This is a genomic window from Macrococcus hajekii, from assembly GCF_004359505.1.
Taxonomy (GTDB): domain Bacteria; phylum Bacillota; class Bacilli; order Staphylococcales; family Staphylococcaceae; genus Macrococcus; species Macrococcus hajekii.
The window spans coordinates 408264-426642 of record NZ_SCWE01000001.1; the positions used below are offsets into that span (position 1 = coordinate 408264).

The window sequence follows — 18379 nt, forward strand, 5'->3', positions numbered from 1 at the left end:
GCATCCTCTCAATTTTTGAAGGAGAACAATTATGAGTCGTAAAGAATCTAGAGAACATGCATTAAAAGTACTATTTCAGATGGAAACAAAGGAACCAATTGAAGCAGCAGAAGCTAAACGTTTTGTGCTAGAGGTCAATGAACAGGACGTTTTCATGGATGAACTAGTATCAGGTGTTAAAAATAATCAGGATGCAATCGATGAACAGATCAGACCCCATCTGAAACAATGGACATTGGAACGATTGTCAAAGATAGACCGAATTTTACTGCGTATTGCTGTATATGAGCTCATCTATACGGACATCCCGGAGAAAGTAGCAGTGAACGAAGCGGTCAATCTATCTAAAGAATATGGTGATGATAACAGCTATAAGTTTATTAACGGAGTACTGAGCGAAGTCATCAAACAAAAAGAACAATGACACAATACTTATCAATCGGTGCATTGACCAAGTATATTAAGGCTAAATTCGATAGAGACCCATATCTGGAGAAAGTCTATATTAAGGGCGAACTTTCAAACGTTAAACATCATTCAAGCGGTCACATTTATTTTGGTCTTAAGGACGGAAACGCCATGATGAACGCCATGATGTTTAAACGCGATGCGCTGAAACTGAATTTTACGCCAAAAGAAGGAGACGGCGTTCTGATATCCGGGCGGGTTTCTGTCTATGAAATTAGAGGCAGCTACCAGCTCTATGCAGATACGATGTCGCTTGACGGGATAGGGCAGCTCTATGAGAAGTATGAAGCGCTGAAAAAAGAGCTGCAGCAGAAAGGCTTCTTTTCTGACGATAATAAGAAGCCGCTTCCGCGTTATCCGGCAGCTATCGCTGTTCTTACCGCTTCAACAGGCGCGGCAGTCCGCGATATCGAGACGACTTTGAAAAGACGCTATCCACTTGCAGAAGTACATTATATTTCGACTCTTGTACAAGGTAACGGTGCTGCAGCTGACATTGTCAAGAATATTCGTCATGCTGATACGCTAGAAGTAGACGTCATCATAGTCGGACGCGGTGGCGGCTCAATTGAAGATTTATGGGCCTTCAATGAAAAAGAAGTCGTTGAAGCCATTTATCATGCCAAGACACCTATTATCTCAGCAGTCGGGCATGAAACAGACACGACGCTCAGCGACTATGCAGCAGATATGCGGGCACCGACACCTACAGGCGCAGCTGTTATGGCTACACCTGATCAGTTCGATTTACTGCAGCAGCTGAAGTCGACTGATCTCTATCTGAATCAGCAGCTGACTCAGAAAGTTAAATATCAGAATGAGCGGTTGACCCGTTTCATGAACCATCCGGTCTTCAGAAATCCTCAAGTGCTGATTGCACAGCAGCAGCAAAGAAAAGATGAAATAGAACAGAAACTCAGTTATTTACTGCAGCATAACTTCAATATTCATACTCAGCGCTATATCAGATTACAATCAAAATTATCATCTGACCGCTTGAAGCACAGCATTCATCTCCATCAGTCACAAGTTCGTGAGATGCATAACCGTGTTGAGCAGCGACTGCTGAATAATCTTGCGGCTAAAAAGCATAACTTAACGATGCAGTCCCGATTATTAACCAGTCTGAATCCTACTAATGTGCTAGGTAGAGGATATAGTATTGTACGCGATGATAATGGCATTGTCAGCAGCATCAAAAGGCTGAAGGAAAACCAGCCATTACACATTCAACTGGCAGATGGAGAAGTTGAAGCGACTATAAACAGGGTAAAGGAGCATTCTTATGACTAAAAATTTTGAGACGATGATGACAGAGCTTGAAGCCATTGTCAACAAACTGGATAATGATCAAGTCTCACTGGAAGAATCTATAAAACTTTATGAGCAGGGTGTAGAACTGTCTAAAGCGTGCCAGGAACAGCTGGTACAGGCAGAACAGAAAATTAATCAGGTTAGTGCAGATGAAGCAAAACTATAAAACGTTATTTGAAAATCACTTAAAATCTCTGTATGCCAAGCCACTTGATCAAACGCTCGATGAAGCAATGATGTATTCTTTACTAGCGGGTGGAAAAAGAATCAGACCCGTTCTGTTATTTTCTACACTTGAACTGCTACAGGTTGATCCGAAGAAAGGATTATCAGTCGCAACCGCAATAGAAATGATTCATACCTATTCTCTAATTCATGATGACCTGCCTGCAATGGATGATGATGATTATAGAAGAGGTAAGCTGACCAATCATAAAGTATTCGGTGAAGCAGTTGCAATTCTTGCGGGTGATGGTCTCCTTACAGATAGTTTTGCTCAAATCAGTAAAGATGAGTCGCTCAACCTGGAACAACGCATTCAGCTCATCACTTTAATATCTGAAGCTGCGGGAACAAGAGGAATGGTCGGCGGTCAGATGCTGGATATAAAAGCTGAGGAAAGCGAGCTTACTCTTGAAGAGTTGAAACGTGTGCATCGTCACAAAACAGGTGATTTAATAAAAGCATGCTTTGTCTGCGCCGGATTTATAGCTGAGCAACCGACTGACGTACTGAAACAGCTATCTGAAATTGGTCAGCGTTTCGGACTAATTTTTCAGATCAAGGATGATATCCTGGATGTAGAAGGTAATTTTGAACAGATGGGTAAAGCGGTAGGCAGCGATGAAAATAATGCGAAATCCACTTATGTCTCGCTGCTTGGTCTGGAAGGTGCAAAAGAGGCTATGCAGACGCTCAATAAAGAGACACTGGAGCTGATCAGCAGCCTGAACGGCGATCATTCAGCTTTAAATGATTTGCTGCAATATATTATATCGCGTGAAAAATAAAAAGCCGCTTTGGCTTTTTTTGTTCATTGAGGATGACAATGCTATAATAAAGCATAATTAATATTTAGACTGTAGGTGGAAAACTCATGGATGTTGCGAATATAAAGTCTCCGGCAGACATAAAAGGTCTGTCGGATGGTGAGCTGGTCCAGTTAAGTAAGCAAATCAGAAACTTTCTTATAGAAAAATGTGCAGTGACCGGGGGACATATCGGCGCTAATTTAGGTGTTGTAGAGCTGACACTCGCACTGCATAAGCATTTTGATAGTCCGACTGATAAAATTATCTTCGATGTCGGTCATCAGGCCTATATCCATAAAATTTTAACAGGACGTGCGGAACATTTTGATCAATTGCGTCAGCATAAAGGGTTAAGTGGATTTCCAAAACGTTCTGAAAGTGAACACGATGTCTGGGAAGCGGGGCATAGCTCAACTTCTCTCTCTGCTGCTATGGGGATGGCAAAAGCCCGAGATATCATGGGTGAACATTATCATGTGATTCCGGTGATCGGAGATGGTGCTCTGACCGGTGGAATGGCCCTCGAAGCCTTAAACCATATCGGGCATGACAAAACCAATATGACCATCATACTGAATGACAATGAGATGAGTATCGCTCCCAATGTCGGTGCTATGCATAATATGTTTGGCCGCCTTCGTACAAATCAGAACTATCATCGTGCGAAAGTCGATATCGATGGTTTTCTGAGCAAGTTACCAGGTGGACATATGCTCCGTGATTCAGCTGACCGCATTAAAGACAGTATTAAATATCTGGTCGTTCCAGGCGTCTTTTTTGAGGAGCTTGGTATTAAATATGTTGGTCCTGTAGATGGACATAACTTTAAAGCACTGGGCGAGGCTATTGAAACATCTAAACGAATTAATGGACCTGTTATCATTCATGTGATTACTAAAAAGGGTAAAGGCTATGAACATGCTGAAAATGACAAGATCGGTACATGGCATGGTCTTGGACCTTATAAACTTGATACGGGAGAGCAATTGTCAAGTAAGGCGAAAGCACCTTCATGGAGTCAGCTGATGAGCGATAATGTGATGTCTCTCGCTGAAAAAGACAAACGAATCGTAGCCATTACTCCTGCTATGCCGGTCGGTAGTAAACTGACGAAGTTTCAGCAGCAGTTACCTGACCAATTCTTTGATGTTGGTATTGCTGAGCAGCACGCTGTCACGATGGCAGGCGGACTTGCAGCTAATGGCATGATTCCATACGTAGCTATTTATTCAACGTTCCTGCAACGTGCATACGATCAGCTTTTACATGATATTGACCGTCAGAATCTGCATGTTGTGTTCGGCATAGACCGGTCAGGCCTCGTAGGTGCTGATGGTGAAACGCATCAAGGTGTATTTGATATTCCGTTCCTGACACATTTGCCTAATGTGACAGTGATGATGCCGAAGGACGAAGATGAAGCAGGCAAGATGGTCTATAGCGCATTTAAAGAGTATAGTGGTCCGATTGCGATTCGTTATCCGAGAGGAAATGGTCTAGGTGTTGAAGTCAGTGATGCAGCAACAGGTATTCCGTACGGTAAATGGGAAGTGCTGAGAGAAGGTTCCGATATCGCTGTATTATCATTCGGTCCGACTTTGCAACCGCTCCTGGAAGCGCAGGAAGCACTTGTCAAAGAAGGAATCTCTGTTGAAATTGTTAATGCACGCTTTATAAAGCCACTCGACACCGGCTACTTGAACGACCTCGCAAAGCGGAATATACCTGTTATGACTGTAGAGGAATCTGTATTGACCGGTGGCTTCGGTTCGCTTGTTGTTAATCATTTCAATGATCAACAACGCGATGTGAATGTGAAGAGACTGGGCATCAAAGACGAGTACATCGAACAAGGTGAAGTGGATCTGCTGTTGCAGGACATCGGTCTCACAACTGCTCATTATATTGATGAAATTAAACAGCTGGTCAGCCAAGATGAAGAAACAGAGAATTGATGAATGGTTAGTTGAACGGGATTATTTTGATAGTACGGATGAAGCGAAGAGATATATTATGGCTGGAAAAGTATTGAATGAACATGAACGCATTCATTCAGCAGCGGAAAAAATCAATCCTGAGACAGTGAAAATTCGCATTAAAGGCCTTAACAAACGATATGTCAGTAGAGGCGGCTTTAAACTTGAAAAAGCAGTAGAGACCTTTAACCTGAACCTTGCTGACAAGGTACATATGGATATCGGCTCTTCTACAGGCGGCTTTACAGATTGCGCCCTGCAGAATGGTGTGAGACGCAGCTATGCTATCGATGTCGGTACTAATCAGCTTGCCTATAGTTTAAGAATTGATTCAAGGGTAACGGTGATGGAACAGACCAATTTTCGTTATGTGATTCCTGAGCAATTTGATGAACGGCCTGATTTTGCCACAATCGATGTCAGCTTCATTTCTCTGTCTTTGATTTTTCCGACCTTGCACACGCTTCTGCAGCCTGAAGGTGAAGTTGTTGCACTAATTAAGCCGCAATTTGAGGCGGAACGGCATGAAGTAGGCAGTAAAGGGGTAGTGAGTGACCCTGCTGTGCACCAGCATGTTATTCATAAAGTGATTGCCTATGCGGCAGCTAATCAGTTCACTGCACGTGATTTAACCGTATCTCCGATTACAGGAGCGAATGGAAATGTGGAGTATCTGCTATATTTGACGCATCAGCAAGGCGATTCTCAAGTAAGCGATGAAAAAATCGAAAAGATGATAGCAATGAAAACCGATTAGTTCCATTTAATCGGTTTTTTGTTAGTCAATATAAAGGTTTTATGCTAATATTATGAATAAATATACAAGGAGGTCCGTTATGGCAAACAAGACGATGCGACAGATTAAAATCAGAGAAATCATATCCAGTCAGCAGATTGAAACGCAGGAGGAATTAGTAGAGAAGCTGAACGAAGTTAAGTTAAATGTGACTCAAGCGACAATCTCAAGGGATATTAAAGAACTACAGTTAATTAAAGTGCCGACGCCAAGCGGACAGTATGTCTATAGTTTACCTAAGGACCGTAAATTTCATCCACTTGACAAGCTGGGACGTTATTTAATGGATTCCTTCGTAAAACTCGATGGCACGGACAATCTCCTTGTCCTGAAAACACTGCCAGGCAATGCTCAGTCAATCGGTGCTATCCTTGATCAACTTGAATGGGAAGAAATTATCGGCACGATATGTGGCGATGATACTTGTCTGATCATCTGTCGGGACGAGAAATCGAGTAAGGTAATCACTGAACGATTATTCAATATGTTATAGTTGGGGGATTAGCTTATGTTACAGACATTATCCATCAGACAGTTTGCAATCATAGATGAACTGGATATTGAAATTAAAGACGGATTGACAGTTTTAAGTGGTGAGACCGGAGCCGGTAAATCTATCATTATAGATGCCATCTCAATGCTCATCGGTGCACGCGCAAGCCAGAATTTAGTACGCCACGGTGAAAATAAGGCAGTGATTGAAGGGGTTTTCGATATCGACGATAATCCGGCTGTTCAGTCGCTGCTTACGGAGAGAGAAATTGAACTGGATGATTATATGCTGGTTAAGCGTGAGATTATGAAATCCGGCAAAAGCTTATGCAAAGTGAACAATCAGACGGTCACGCTGACTGAACTTAAACTGATCATGCAGGAACTGCTGGATATTCACGGACAGCATGAGACGCAGCATTTACTGAAATCAAAATATCATATCCGTCTGCTGGATGAATTCTCAAAAGGGCGCTATCAGGCAGTGTTTGATGATTATACAGAAACTTTCAAAGTCTATCAGGAGAAAAAGGAAGAGCTGCGAAAACTGGAACAAAAAGATGAATCATTGCTTCAGCGTCTTGACCTGATTAAATTTCAGCATAATGAACTGATACAGGCGAAGTTAGTACCCGGTGAAGTTTCTAATCTGAAAGAAGAGATTAAAAGACTGCAAAATTTCGAAAAGCTGAACACCGAATTGACAAAGGCGGTCAGCTACTTAAGCGATGAAAACAATATCATTGATAAGATGTTCGATTTCAATGAATCTCTGAAAGAAATTGATGATGTGCTGACAGGAGAATATAGCACTCTGCTGGAAGAGGCTAATAGCGTCTATTATCTACTGGAAGATGCTAAGCACCGGCTGTATGATGAACTCACTTCAAATGAATATGATGAACATCTATTGAATGAGATGGAGTCTAGAATGAATATGATTCAGCAGTTGGAGCGAAAATACGGCAAAGGTCATGATGAACTGATTTCATTGATTACAGAACTGGAAGTAGAGATCAATCAGATTGAAAACCTTGAAGAGAGTACTTCCAATCTAAAAGAGGAAATTAAAAAACAGTATGAACGCTTAATGAATGCAGGAACAAAACTATCAAAAGAGCGACGTGCTGATGCTTCGCAGCTGAGAAGTAAAATTCTTGATGAAATTCATCATCTGGAAATGAAAAGTGCAAACTTTGAGATTGCATTCTCAAAAATTCAACCTAATTTATCCGGTATTGAATCGATTGAGTTTATGATCAGTCCGAACAAAGGGGAACCGATGAAAAGTCTCGATAAAATAGCGTCAGGCGGGGAATTATCGCGTATTATGCTGGCTCTCAAGACTATTTTTGCTGAAAATAGAGGACAGACGGCTATTCTTTTTGATGAGGTTGATACAGGAGTTTCAGGACGCGTAGCCCAGAAAATGGCAGAAAAGATGAAGCAGATTGCTGCACATATTCAAGTCATCTGCATTTCGCATTTACCTCAAGTTGCAGCTATCAGTGATCACCATCTCTATATTGAAAAACATGAAAAAGATGACAGGACGGTGACGACTGTCACTGAGCTGACAGGTGAACATAAAGTAAGAGAAGTCGCTCGAATGATTTCAGGTGTAGAGGTGACCCCTCTGACACTGGACCATGCGGCAGAACTGATCGCCCAGAATAAAGAACAATATAAAGGATGAAGTTTATGGCTATCCGAGTTGCAATAATTGAAGATTCACACGAACTGGCCACTGCTATTGACCGTTACCTCTCTCAGCAGGGGATGATTGTAACAGAAGTTGCGAATGACGGTCAGGCAGGACAGGCAGTTATCCAGCGAAGTCAGTTTGACGTGCTGCTGCTGGATCTTATTTTACCGAACATTGATGGTCTGACCTTGCTGAAAAATGACATTCCGTCGAATCGTTCCTATAAAGTCATTTGTTTTTCAGCCTTCGGTAAGGAATCTATTCTGACTGAGGCACTGACTTTAGGAGGAGACTACTTTCTGTTAAAACCCGTTAAGCTCGATGTGATTGCACAGACTATCTATAGAATGGCGGAACAGAAGGAATTTAACCTATTAAGAGACTATTTTACACAGCGTCTTAAAGGTACACAGTATATTTACGAGGCATTAGCTATTCTTGAAAGAGATCCAAGTAAAATCAATCATCTGACAGGCGAATTATATCCTGAGATAGCGGATAAATTTAATGTTAATAAAGCGACGATTGAAAGAGCGATCAGACATTCTGTTGAAAAAGCATGGAATCAGGGACTGGAACAGCACTGGCATGCTGAAGGTAAGATGGTAAGACCGACTACGGGCGAACTATTAGAATATTTGACGAGGTAAAGTGATGAAAATTATTGCACATCGCGGCTACAGAGCTAAATATACGGAAAATACGATGACAGCCTTTAAAAAAGCTATTCAAGCAGGTGCAGATGGGATTGAACTCGATATACATCTGTCATCAGATAAGGAGCTTATCGTCTTCCATGACAATACTTTCAGAAGGATGGCGAGACTGGATACTGCTGTCAACAAGATGACAACTGAACAGATTAAAAAGGTCAGACTGACAAAAGGTCTGAAAAGTGAGCGAGTACCATTACTTAAAGAAGTACTGTCATTACTGGATGGTAAGGATATCATGCTGAATATTGAAATAAAGACATTATCGGACGGTTATTTAGAAGAGAAACTGGTTGAAGAGCTGAAGCGCTATGATATAAAGCAGCTGGTCATATCGAGTTTTCATGCTGGAAGTATACGGAGAGTGAAAGAGCTGGATCGCACAATTGAAACAGCACTTCTTTATTCCAAATATATTGATCAGCCCTGGAAATTGCAGTCACATTTCAAGTTTGATGCCATTCATACAGATACGAACTATACGTCTAAAGAATATGCGGCACTGATTCAATCACACAGCATACCGGTCAGAATCTATACCGTCAATAGAGAAAAAGACCTTAAGTACTGGCTGGACAGCGAAGTCGATGCCCTTATAACCGACGAAGTTGAACGTGCTATAGCACTGCAAAAAGAGAAGTAAACATCATGTTTACTTCTCTTTTTTTGGGACGCGGTTATTTCGTTTTTCCATATGGAGAATATAGCCACCTACAAAAGCGATGCCTAAGACTGAAAAGACTGCACCTAGTAAAAACTGCAGCCAGATATAATGAAGTTCGGGAACCAGTACTCCGAAGACTGCATCACGCATCCATTTAATGCCAAGTCCCGCTAAATAAATCGGAATGATGAGTACGAGGAGTGCTAAAATTTTCTGCATGTTATCACCTTTTTATATTATAACTTAGGAATAAAAAAATAAAAACAAAAAATAGATGATAATAAATAACTTATATTGATATAATGATATGGTTTATTTTTACAATATTTTATCTTTTATGTAAACGCTTTAATAATTTAAAGTGAAAAAAATCCTTCTAATATTAGGATTTTGTTCAAATGTTATAACTTATAGTTTTAAAATTAAAACTTTTATGCAATAATAAAATTGTATTAAAAGTTATTTAACTCAGAAAAGGGGTATAATGATGATTTTTGAAACTTTAGAGCAGTATGATTATGAGCAGGTAGTCTTCTGTCAGGATAAAGCAAGTGGACTAAAAGCGATTATTGCCATTCATGATACAACACTTGGTCCTGCACTTGGTGGATGTCGTATGTGGCCATATGCAACGGAAGAGGAAGCAATTGAAGATGCTCTCCGTCTGGCGCGAGGTATGACGTATAAGAATGCAGCAGCCGGCCTGAATTTAGGGGGCGGGAAAACAGTGGTCATCGGTGACCCTAAGAAAGATAAATCAGAAGCGCTGTTCAGAGCGCTCGGTCGTTACGTACAAAGCCTGAATGGTCGTTATATCACTGCAGAGGATGTGGGGACATCTGTAAGTGATATGGATACGATGCATGAAGAGACTGATTATGTTGTCGGTCTGTCAGAAAGTTTCGGTTCATCAGGCAACCCAAGCCCGCTCACTGCGCTGGGTGTCTATCAGGCGATGAAACGTACAGCTAAGGAGGCATTCGGCAGCGATGAATTGAAAGGTCTTAAGATTGCAGTCCAAGGGGTAGGAAATGTATCCTATACACTTTGTAAATATCTGCACGAGGAAGGTGCTGAACTGATTGTCACAGATATCTTCCAGCAATCTATTGACCGTGCTGTCAATGATTTCGGGGCTACTGCCGTTGAGCCTGATGAGATCTACGGAATTGAAGCGGATATTTTCGCACCGTGTGCACTCGGCGGCATTTTAAATGACGAAACGATTCCACAGCTGAAAGTAAAAGCGGTATGTGGCAGCTCAAACAATCAGCTGAAAGATATGGAAAAACATAGTGCGCAGCTTGCTGAACGCAATATTATCTATGCACCGGACTTCGTTGTCAATTCAGGTGGGGTGATTAATGTTGCTGATGAATTACACGGCTATAATGAAAAACGTGCAACTGATAAAGTAAAGGAAATCTATAATCAGATGGACAAAATTTTTGAAATTGCGAAAAGAGACAATATCTCTACAGCACTTGCAGCTGACAGAATGGCAGAAGAGCGCATTGATCAGATGATGCGCGTCAGAAGTACTTTCAGCCGTCATGAGCACTCAATTATTTCAAGAAGATAGGTCAACATCCTAGATAAATTGTCTTACTTTATGTAAGATGAAGTTATCAATTAATGAAGAGGTGTTGTCAGATGGAAATGGATTTCAATCTTTATATGAATGAAGTCGTGGATACGGCACGACAGGAAATAGAGAATGCAGGCTATCAGCAGTTGCGCACAGCTGATGAAGTTAAAGAAGTCTTCGAAAAACCGGGTACGACATTTGTAATGGTCAACTCAGTATGTGGTTGTGCAGGTGGTATTGCACGCCCGGCAGCAGCGCATGCCCTGCACTATGACAAGGTGCCGGATCATCTTGTGACTGTATTTGCTGGTCAGGACAAGGAAGCGACAGCAGCAGCGCGTGATTACTTTGAAGGTTATCCACCATCAAGTCCATCTTTTGCACTGCTTAAAGATGGTAAAATTATTTCAATGATAGAACGTCATGAAATAGAAGGTCATGATCCGATGAGTGTCATTACTAATATTCAAGCCCTATTTGAAGAATACGGGGAGGAAAGATAAGCCAAGGGAAACCTTGGCTTTATTTCATGAAGACATTTAAACTGAACCCTTACCGGATAGGTTACAGAACGATGAAGACAGCATTTGGCATGGCTATCGCAGTCATGATCGCCAAACAACTGGGCGTTGTCAACTTTTCTTCAGCTGCCATACTCGTCGTATTATGCGTGAAGAATACGAAGATGAAATCGATGCATGCAGCGTGGTCAAGGTTTGCTTCATGTCTGATAGGACTTCTTTTAGCCAGTTTTATCTTTGAGATGCTTGATTATAATCCTGTTGTTCTGGGACTGGTAGTGCTGTTTTTTATTCCTTTGACAGTGGTCATCGGGACGCAGGAAGGTGTAATCACCGCCTGTGTTATTATATTGCACTGCTTCAATTCAAAAGGCATCACTTTGGATTTTATACTCAACGAGATACTGCTTATTATTGTCGGTTTATCTATTGCGCTTGTACTGAATTTATATATGCCAAATCGTCAGAACGAGCTGGAAAACTTTAAAACGACAATTGAACAGGAATTTCAGGTGATTTTATCTGAATTCAGTGAAGCCCTGAAATATGTGAACATCCACCTTGATTATAAAATAGTGGACCAGGCGCTTCTCACCATCGAAAAAGCGAAGTCAGTCGCTTTTATGGATGTTGAAAATCATTTTGTCCGCAATGAAAACTCTTATTATCATTATTTCAATATGAGAGCAAAGCAGGCGCTGTTACTCCATAGAATGGTCGATCTGATCAATGATGTGAGCCGTACAGATACATTGCACAGGGAACTGAGTGACTTGATTCATGAAATGAGTCTGAATGTCTCGAGTTATGATCATACTGCAGTGCGCCTCCATGATTTATATGCTATTCAGCTGGCTATGAAAGACCATGAACTGCCTGTTAATTTTGAAACATTGCATTCACGTGCATCGGCATTCCAGCTCTTAAGAGAACTTGAACAATATTTACTGATTAAATCAAAGTTTGGTTCCCTGAAAAAATAAAAAAGTAATCTACAGCTGTAGATTACATGGATAAAAAGGGTAATATACTAGATAGGATAAGCGCTGCCACAACAGCTACTAATAAAATGATAATAAGAATGCGTCTTGTATTGTTATTCATCGTCAATGTCCTTTCTTTTTTTATCTATTATATCAAATTATGAGGAGTGTTCACATGTTAAACCAGGAGCGTTTAGTTGAGACATTTTTAGAGTTAGTTCAGATTGATAGCGAAACAGGATTTGAGAGAGAGATTGCCGACCATTTAATTAAAACATTTGAGGAACTGAACTATCATGTTATTGAAGATGATAGTCAGAAAGATACGCATTTTGGTGCAGGTAATCTCATTGTGAATATAGAAGGAAATGAGTCGAAAAAACCGATTTATTTTTCATGCCATATGGATACAGTAACACCTGGTAAAGGAATCAAACCAGTTATCAACAACGGTGTGATTGAAACGGATGGTACAACAATTCTTGGTGCAGATGATAAGGCGGGAATTGCTGTACTACTTGAAACGCTGAAAGTCATCAAAGAAGAAAAGGTGGATCACGGACCTATTCAGATCATCATTTCAGTGGGCGAAGAAAGTCAGTTAGTCGGGGCTAAAGCATTCGATTCAGCGTATTTAACAAGTGAATTTGGCTATGCACTGGATTCAGGGAATAAAGTGGGTACCATTGTCACTGCCGCACCGAGTCAGGCGAAGATAGAAGTGACTATTACTGGCAAGACAGCTCATGCCGGTCTTGAACCTGAAAAAGGAATCAGTGCCATCAATATCGCCGCAAAATCGGTGAGCCGTATGACACTCGGTCGTATCGATGAGGAGACGACTGCGAACATCGGACGTTTTGAAGGTGGGACAGTCACAAATATCGTAGCTGACAGCTGTTATATTCTTGGTGAAGCGAGAAGTCTGGACCAGGACAAACTAGACAGACAGATTGCCCATATGAAAGAAGTATTTGAGGCGACAGCAGAAGGAATGGGTGGACGGGCAGAAGTAAATATTATTCCAAGCTATCCTAGCTTCAATGTAGCAGAAGACAGTGATGTCGTTAAGGTTGCTTATCAGGCTGCTGAAAACGTTGGATTATCACCTGTAACGAAGAAAAGCGGTGGTGGTAGTGACGCTAATATATTCAATAGCTATGGTGTACCAACCATTGTGCTGGCAGTAGGCTATGAACAGATTCATACGAAACAGGAGAAAATGCCGATCAGTGAACTTGTGAAACTTACTGAGCAGGTGCTTGAAATCATTAAGCTTGTGTAACTTAAGAAAAACACCTGGTTACAAGTGTTTTTCTTTGTTATGTGCTTGAAACTCTGCAATGATCTGCTGATTCTGTTCTGTGACAATCTGAAAATGGCGCTCTTTTTGCGTGAGAATTTTATTGGCCAGTGTATTTATCCACCACATTAAAAGAATGATGAAAATAATAGGAAGTAAATAATAAATAAAGGCGATAAGGCTGAACATAGCTATACAAATTTCTCCCTTACAAATATTTGAAGCTATTATAACACAGAGGCGTTAAAAACAACTATTCTCATGTGAATATTATTCTCTTCTTAGTACGTTAATAAGCTCTATGTTATAATAATGAAGAAAATGACTAGGAAAGAGGTATCCACATGACGAAACAACAAATCGGTGTCATCGGACTTGCCGTGATGGGTAAGAATCTGGCATGGAACATTGAATCAAGAGGCTATACGGTTTCTGTATTTAATCGTTCTCCCCAGAAAACTGAAGAAATGGTAGCAGAATCTGAAGGGAAAAATATCTTCCCGACTTATTCTCTGGAAGAGTTCGTGCAGAGTCTCGAAGTACCGAGACGTATTCTGATGATGGTCAAAGCGGGTGAAGCCACTGATCATACGATTGAAAGTCTTATCCCACTTTTAGATAAAGGTGATATCCTGATTGATGGGGGTAATACGAATTATAATGATACGATTCGTCGTAACCTTTATTTATCTGAACAAGGACTGAACTTCATTGGTACAGGTGTTTCAGGTGGAGAAGAGGGAGCATTACATGGTCCTTCTATCATGCCAGGTGGACAGAAGGAAGCTTATGAGCTCGTCAAACCTATTTTAGAGGATATTGCAGCTAAGGCTCAGGATGGTAAACCTTGTGTCGCTTATATCGGACCAGATGGCGCAGGTCACTACGTCAAGATGGTTCATAATGGCATTGAATATGCTGATATGCAGCTGATCGCAGAGAGCTATAACTTGATGAAAAATGTACTTAAAATGTCTCATAATGAAATAGCTGACACGTTTGCTGAATGGAATAAAGGCGAACTTGATTCATATTTAATCGAGATTACAGCAGATATCTTCCGCAAAATGGATGAAGATGGAACACCACTTGTAGAAAAAGTGATGGATAAGGCAGGTCAGAAAGGGACGGGTAAATGGACGTCTATCAATGCACTTGATTTAGGAATCCCGCTGACTATCATTACTGAATCTGTATTTGCACGTTTCATTTCTTCACAGAAAGAAGAACGTGTGGCGGCATCAAAAGCTTTCGATGCACATGAATATGAATTTAAGGGCGATAAACAGGAGTTCCTTGAACAGATCAGACAGGCACTCTATATGAGTAAAATCTGTAGTTATGCACAAGGTTTCAGTCAGATGAAAGTAGCCAGCGAAACAAACAACTGGAATCTTCAGCTTGGAGATCTCGCTATGATCTGGCGCGAAGGCTGTATTATCCGTGCACACTTCCTGCAGAAAATCAAGGATGCGTATGACCGTGATGGAGAGCTGCAGAACTTACTGCTTGATCCTTATTTCAACGACATTGTCTCTGAATATAACGGTTCACTGCGTAAAGTAACAGGTACTGCGATTGAAGCAGGTTTCCCAGTTCCATCATTTGCAGCTGCGATTACTTATTTCGACAGCTATCGTGCTGCAGACTTACCAGCTAACTTAATTCAGGCGCAGCGTGACTATTTTGGTGCCCATACTTATGAACGTAAAGATAAAGAAGGCATCTTCCATACAGAATGGAAGTAAAATAAACCTTGGGGCTTAAGCCTCAAGGTTTTTTAGTCGATAGGTAAGTAGAATTGCATCTTATTAGAATGACCATCGAAATCAATAGGTAAATTAAATTGAGCGATATAGTAATCATTTTTCTTATAATCCAGCATGACAGCTACTTGCTGCTCAATCGATTGCCATACTTCATTGAAAAGATAGTCCACATAACCTCTTGACTTAAAGACAGCAAATTTTTCATGATGCAGATGCTCTGTTTCCAGCTGAGTAGTTTCATCACTTTCAACCCCTACGAAAACTTCTACGCCGTAGGTATGAGGATGAACAATCACGTAAACAGACTCTGACCGTTTTTTGAGTTCGTTCAGCTGACCGTTGTCCTCGAGGTCATAAAGCAGGTCGGCAAGAAAGAAATGGTTGTAAAGTGCCGGTGTGGACACTTGAAGACGATAACCGATGAGACGAGATAATCTTTTATGCTGAATCATATAGGATAGCGGAGGTTGTTCCGTGACACCGAACTTCACATAAAGTCTGTTGAATGATTTAAGGTCCTGTTGATGAGCCCGCGCCTGCAGAGGAGAGTAACCATGATAATCCCTGAAGTCATCACTGAATGAGAGGGCATCTGGATAACCATATTTCTCTGCGATTTCAAGAAGACTCATATTGCCTTTTACCAGTTCGACAGCTGCATCAGATAACCTGCGTCGTGTTACATATTCTTCAATATTCATACCGGTTATCATTGTGAAGGACTGATTAACATGGAAAGGTGTCTCATCAATATGGCGTGCAAGTTCGTCAAGCTGAATCTTTTTTAGTAGATTGTCCTCAAGGTAGACAATAGTCTGCTGAATCATTTTAAGGGATTCCATAATGCCTCGTTTCTAGATTTTAGCCAATCTGATAAATAATGATCATATCCTCAGCATCATCAATATAGTCATCCAGCTCTATACGTTTTATTTCATTGAATAATCCAAATTGACTGAGGATATCAATATATTCATGCTTTGCATAATATAATATCACAAATGCACGTCTTTTGTATGGATAAGCTGATAGGAAGCGGTGGATGATGGTTCTGAATATCTCGGCAGAAAATGGATTGAAAAAGAAGAGTATGCTTTCATGACCACTGAATTGGTAATCCAGCACGTTGAGATTCATCGATTGTACACCCAACTCATCTTTAGTAAGTGCTGCATGATGAAGTAAACGATACTGCTCTATATTGTGCTCTCCTTTTAAATAAAGAGCTTTATTGAGTTCAATACCGGTAGCAGGAATATGCAGTGAGTGGTGAATATATATCGGTACTCTCATAAGTCCCGAACCGAAATCAATAAACTGGTCATGATGAACATGTTCCCTCAGAAAGTCGACTAGTTTTTCGAGATCTGAATAACCACTTGCCTCATAACGGTGATAATGAGTAAGCGCGGGGAAATGCTGGTTGCTGTCATCTGTTATAATATTCAACTCTGAATCAGACATTAAATACTCCTTTAAAAAGACCTCTTCTGATAGTCAGAAGAGGTCATAGTTTAAAAATCCCACCAATGAAGGTTATCACGTGTTAACAGTAATTCGCTCTTAACAGGACCGTTTGAACCTGCCTGGTAGTTAGGGAATGGTGCGGGATGGTCACGCCAATATTGATCGATAACATCGACATAGCTCCATGTTGCCTTTAATTCTTCCCAGTGTGTAAAATTAGTGGCATCGCCTTTAAGACAATCATAGATCAGCCCTTCATAAGCATCCACTGTATTCATCTTATCCTGAGCAGTCAGGGCGTAAGAGAGCTTGACGGGTTCTGTATCAATACCTTCCACATATTTTCTTGCATTCAGATGAAGTTCGATACCTTCATTCGGCTGAATGTTGATGACAAGCAGATTCGAGTCAAGGTGTTGATCACGTTTGTAATAAAGGTTCATCGGTACTTCCTTGAACTCGACGACAACACGAATTTCTTTTTCTTTCATCCTTTTGCCGGTACGAATATAGAAAGGAACACCTGCCCAGCGGAAATTATCAATCATCACTTTAGCAGCAACAAAGGTAGGGGTATTAGATTCAGCATCCACATTCTCTTCATCGCGGTATTTCGGTACTGCTTCTCCGTTGATGATGCCTTTATCATACTGGCCACGTACAAAATAATTTCGTACTTCAGAAGGCTTAATCTGTCTGATTGAACGCAGTGCCTTAACTTTCTCATTACGGATATCGTCCGATTCCAGAGAAATAGGGGGCTCCATAGCGAGAAGCGACACAATCTGCAGCATATGGTTCTGCACCATATCTTTCAGGGCACCACTCTTATCATAATAGCCGCCTCTATCTTCTACACCCAGTGTTTCAGAAGAAGTGACTTGAATATTGGAAATATATTTATTGTTCCAGAGCGGTTCAAACATTGCATTACTGAAGCGAAGAATTTCAATATTCTGCACCATATCTTTTCCGAGATAGTGATCGATACGGAAGATTTCCTCTTCTTTGAATGAACGTGTAATCTGTGCATTCAGCAGGTCTGCAGATTTTAAGTCTGTACCGAATGGTTTTTCGATAATCAGACGCGTAAAGCCTTTAGTATCAGTCAGGCCACTCTCTTTCAGAGAATCCGTCACTGTACCGAAGAATTCCGGTGCCATTGCGAGATAGAATAGGCGGTTACCTTCCAGCTGATATTCCTGGTCCAATCTCTCTGAAAGTGTCAGAAGTTGCTGATAACTTTCAAGGTTATTGACGTCATGCGGCTGATAATAGACATGCGTCATAAAATCATCAAGACGGTGTGTATCCTTCACATGCTTCGTGATCGAAGTCTTGATTTCTTCTCTGAACTTCTCATTATTCCACTCTCTGCGACCAATACCTATAATTGCAATATGCTCATTTAGATTACCTTGCTGGAAGAGATGAAAAAGCGACGGAAATAGCTTGCGATGACTTAAGTCACCAGTCGCACCAAAAATAGTAATGAGACAAGGAATATTCTGTTTTTCAATATCCATCTACGGAACCTCGATTCGTTTAAATTCTTTATTATTTTTTCATACAATCGCTTAAAACACAAT

Annotated in this window: 20 protein-coding genes; 15 read left to right on the top strand and 5 right to left on the bottom strand. The window is 40.9% G+C overall.

The genetic code is table 11. The annotated features are described in order from the left end of the window. The first annotated feature begins 31 nt into the window (after nucleotides 1-31). The 10 genes from nusB (at nucleotide 32) to ERX37_RS02300 (ending at nucleotide 9138) form a co-directional block, all read left to right on the top strand. Nucleotides 32-424, top strand: coding sequence for a transcription antitermination factor NusB (gene nusB, locus ERX37_RS02255; RefSeq protein WP_133429017.1), 393 nt, complete (start codon nucleotides 32-34; stop codon nucleotides 422-424). Further along, a complete protein-coding gene (xseA, locus tag ERX37_RS02260; RefSeq protein ID WP_133429018.1) occupies nucleotides 421-1761 on the top strand; it encodes an exodeoxyribonuclease VII large subunit in 1341 nt (446 codons plus the stop codon). Before nusB ends, xseA begins: the two co-directional genes overlap by 4 nt. After that, a complete protein-coding gene (xseB, locus tag ERX37_RS02265) occupies nucleotides 1754-1948 on the top strand; it encodes an exodeoxyribonuclease VII small subunit (protein ID WP_133429019.1) in 195 nt (64 codons plus the stop codon). Before xseA ends, xseB begins: the two co-directional genes overlap by 8 nt. Next, on the top strand, nucleotides 1932-2792 hold the full coding sequence (locus ERX37_RS02270) for a polyprenyl synthetase family protein (RefSeq protein WP_133429020.1): 861 nt from the start codon (nucleotides 1932-1934) through the stop codon (nucleotides 2790-2792). Before xseB ends, ERX37_RS02270 begins: the two co-directional genes overlap by 17 nt. A gap of 86 nt (nucleotides 2793-2878) precedes the next feature. Continuing rightward, complete coding sequence (gene dxs, locus ERX37_RS02275; RefSeq protein WP_133429021.1) at nucleotides 2879-4768, top strand: 1-deoxy-D-xylulose-5-phosphate synthase; 1890 nt, start codon at nucleotides 2879-2881, stop codon at nucleotides 4766-4768. After that, a complete protein-coding gene (locus ERX37_RS02280; protein ID WP_133429022.1) occupies nucleotides 4749-5546 on the top strand; it encodes a TlyA family RNA methyltransferase in 798 nt (265 codons plus the stop codon). Before dxs ends, ERX37_RS02280 begins: the two co-directional genes overlap by 20 nt. A 79-nt stretch (nucleotides 5547-5625) precedes the next feature. Next, on the top strand, nucleotides 5626-6078 hold the full coding sequence (ahrC, locus tag ERX37_RS02285) for a transcriptional regulator AhrC/ArgR (protein ID WP_133429023.1): 453 nt from the start codon (nucleotides 5626-5628) through the stop codon (nucleotides 6076-6078). Nucleotides 6079-6093: 15 nt separating this feature from the next. After that, nucleotides 6094-7773 carry a DNA repair protein RecN gene (gene recN / locus ERX37_RS02290; protein WP_133429024.1) on the top strand — a complete coding sequence of 560 codons (1680 nt, stop codon included), beginning with the start codon at nucleotides 6094-6096 and terminating at the stop codon, nucleotides 7771-7773. A 5-nt stretch (nucleotides 7774-7778) separates the two neighbouring features. Then, the gene (locus ERX37_RS02295; RefSeq protein WP_165981943.1) at nucleotides 7779-8432 is read left to right on the top strand and encodes a response regulator; all 654 of its coding nucleotides are present in this window, start codon (nucleotides 7779-7781) and stop codon (nucleotides 8430-8432) included. Between the two features lie 4 nt (nucleotides 8433-8436). Continuing rightward, nucleotides 8437-9138 carry a glycerophosphodiester phosphodiesterase family protein gene (locus ERX37_RS02300; protein ID WP_133429026.1) on the top strand — a complete coding sequence of 234 codons (702 nt, stop codon included), beginning with the start codon at nucleotides 8437-8439 and terminating at the stop codon, nucleotides 9136-9138. A gap of 9 nt (nucleotides 9139-9147) precedes the next feature. Here ERX37_RS02300 and ERX37_RS02305 read toward each other — a convergent pair whose 3' ends face one another. Next, nucleotides 9148-9378 (bottom strand): DUF2627 domain-containing protein, encoded by a 231-nt coding sequence (locus ERX37_RS02305; protein WP_133429027.1) that lies wholly within the window; start codon nucleotides 9376-9378, stop codon nucleotides 9148-9150. Nucleotides 9379-9646: 268 nt separating this feature from the next. On the opposite strand from ERX37_RS02305, the gene ERX37_RS02310 reads away from it, so the two are divergent. The 4 genes from ERX37_RS02310 (at nucleotide 9647) to ERX37_RS02325 (ending at nucleotide 13536) form a co-directional block, all read left to right on the top strand. Then, nucleotides 9647-10741, top strand: a complete 1095-nt coding sequence (locus ERX37_RS02310) for a Glu/Leu/Phe/Val dehydrogenase dimerization domain-containing protein (RefSeq protein ID WP_133429028.1) — start codon at nucleotides 9647-9649, stop codon at nucleotides 10739-10741. Nucleotides 10742-10812: 71 nt separating this feature from the next. Further along, a complete protein-coding gene (locus ERX37_RS02315) occupies nucleotides 10813-11250 on the top strand; it encodes a BrxA/BrxB family bacilliredoxin (protein WP_133429029.1) in 438 nt (145 codons plus the stop codon). Between the two features lie 26 nt (nucleotides 11251-11276). Beyond that, the gene (locus ERX37_RS02320) at nucleotides 11277-12251 is read left to right on the top strand and encodes an aromatic acid exporter family protein (RefSeq protein WP_133429030.1); all 975 of its coding nucleotides are present in this window, start codon (nucleotides 11277-11279) and stop codon (nucleotides 12249-12251) included. 175 nt (nucleotides 12252-12426) lie between these two features. Beyond that, the gene (locus ERX37_RS02325) at nucleotides 12427-13536 is read left to right on the top strand and encodes a M20/M25/M40 family metallo-hydrolase (protein WP_133429031.1); all 1110 of its coding nucleotides are present in this window, start codon (nucleotides 12427-12429) and stop codon (nucleotides 13534-13536) included. A gap of 18 nt (nucleotides 13537-13554) precedes the next feature. Here ERX37_RS02325 and ERX37_RS02330 read toward each other — a convergent pair whose 3' ends face one another. After that, a complete protein-coding gene (locus ERX37_RS02330) occupies nucleotides 13555-13743 on the bottom strand; it encodes a hypothetical protein (RefSeq protein WP_133429032.1) in 189 nt (62 codons plus the stop codon). 155 nt (nucleotides 13744-13898) lie between these two features. On the opposite strand from ERX37_RS02330, the gene gndA reads away from it, so the two are divergent. Continuing rightward, nucleotides 13899-15302 carry an NADP-dependent phosphogluconate dehydrogenase gene (gene gndA, locus ERX37_RS02335; RefSeq protein ID WP_133429033.1) on the top strand — a complete coding sequence of 468 codons (1404 nt, stop codon included), beginning with the start codon at nucleotides 13899-13901 and terminating at the stop codon, nucleotides 15300-15302. Nucleotides 15303-15334: 32 nt separating this feature from the next. Here gndA and ERX37_RS02340 read toward each other — a convergent pair whose 3' ends face one another. The 3 genes from ERX37_RS02340 to zwf are packed head-to-tail and all read right to left on the bottom strand — an operon-like array spanning nucleotide 15335 to nucleotide 18316. Further along, nucleotides 15335-16165: a helix-turn-helix domain-containing protein gene (locus ERX37_RS02340; protein ID WP_133429034.1), complete on the bottom strand. Its 831-nt coding sequence runs from the start codon at nucleotides 16163-16165 to the stop codon at nucleotides 15335-15337. A gap of 19 nt (nucleotides 16166-16184) precedes the next feature. Next, nucleotides 16185-16787 (bottom strand): class I SAM-dependent methyltransferase, encoded by a 603-nt coding sequence (locus tag ERX37_RS02345; protein WP_133429035.1) that lies wholly within the window; start codon nucleotides 16785-16787, stop codon nucleotides 16185-16187. A 50-nt stretch (nucleotides 16788-16837) separates the two neighbouring features. Beyond that, on the bottom strand, nucleotides 16838-18316 hold the full coding sequence (gene zwf, locus ERX37_RS02350; RefSeq protein ID WP_133429036.1) for a glucose-6-phosphate dehydrogenase: 1479 nt from the start codon (nucleotides 18314-18316) through the stop codon (nucleotides 16838-16840). Between the last annotated feature and the right edge of the window lie 63 nt (nucleotides 18317-18379).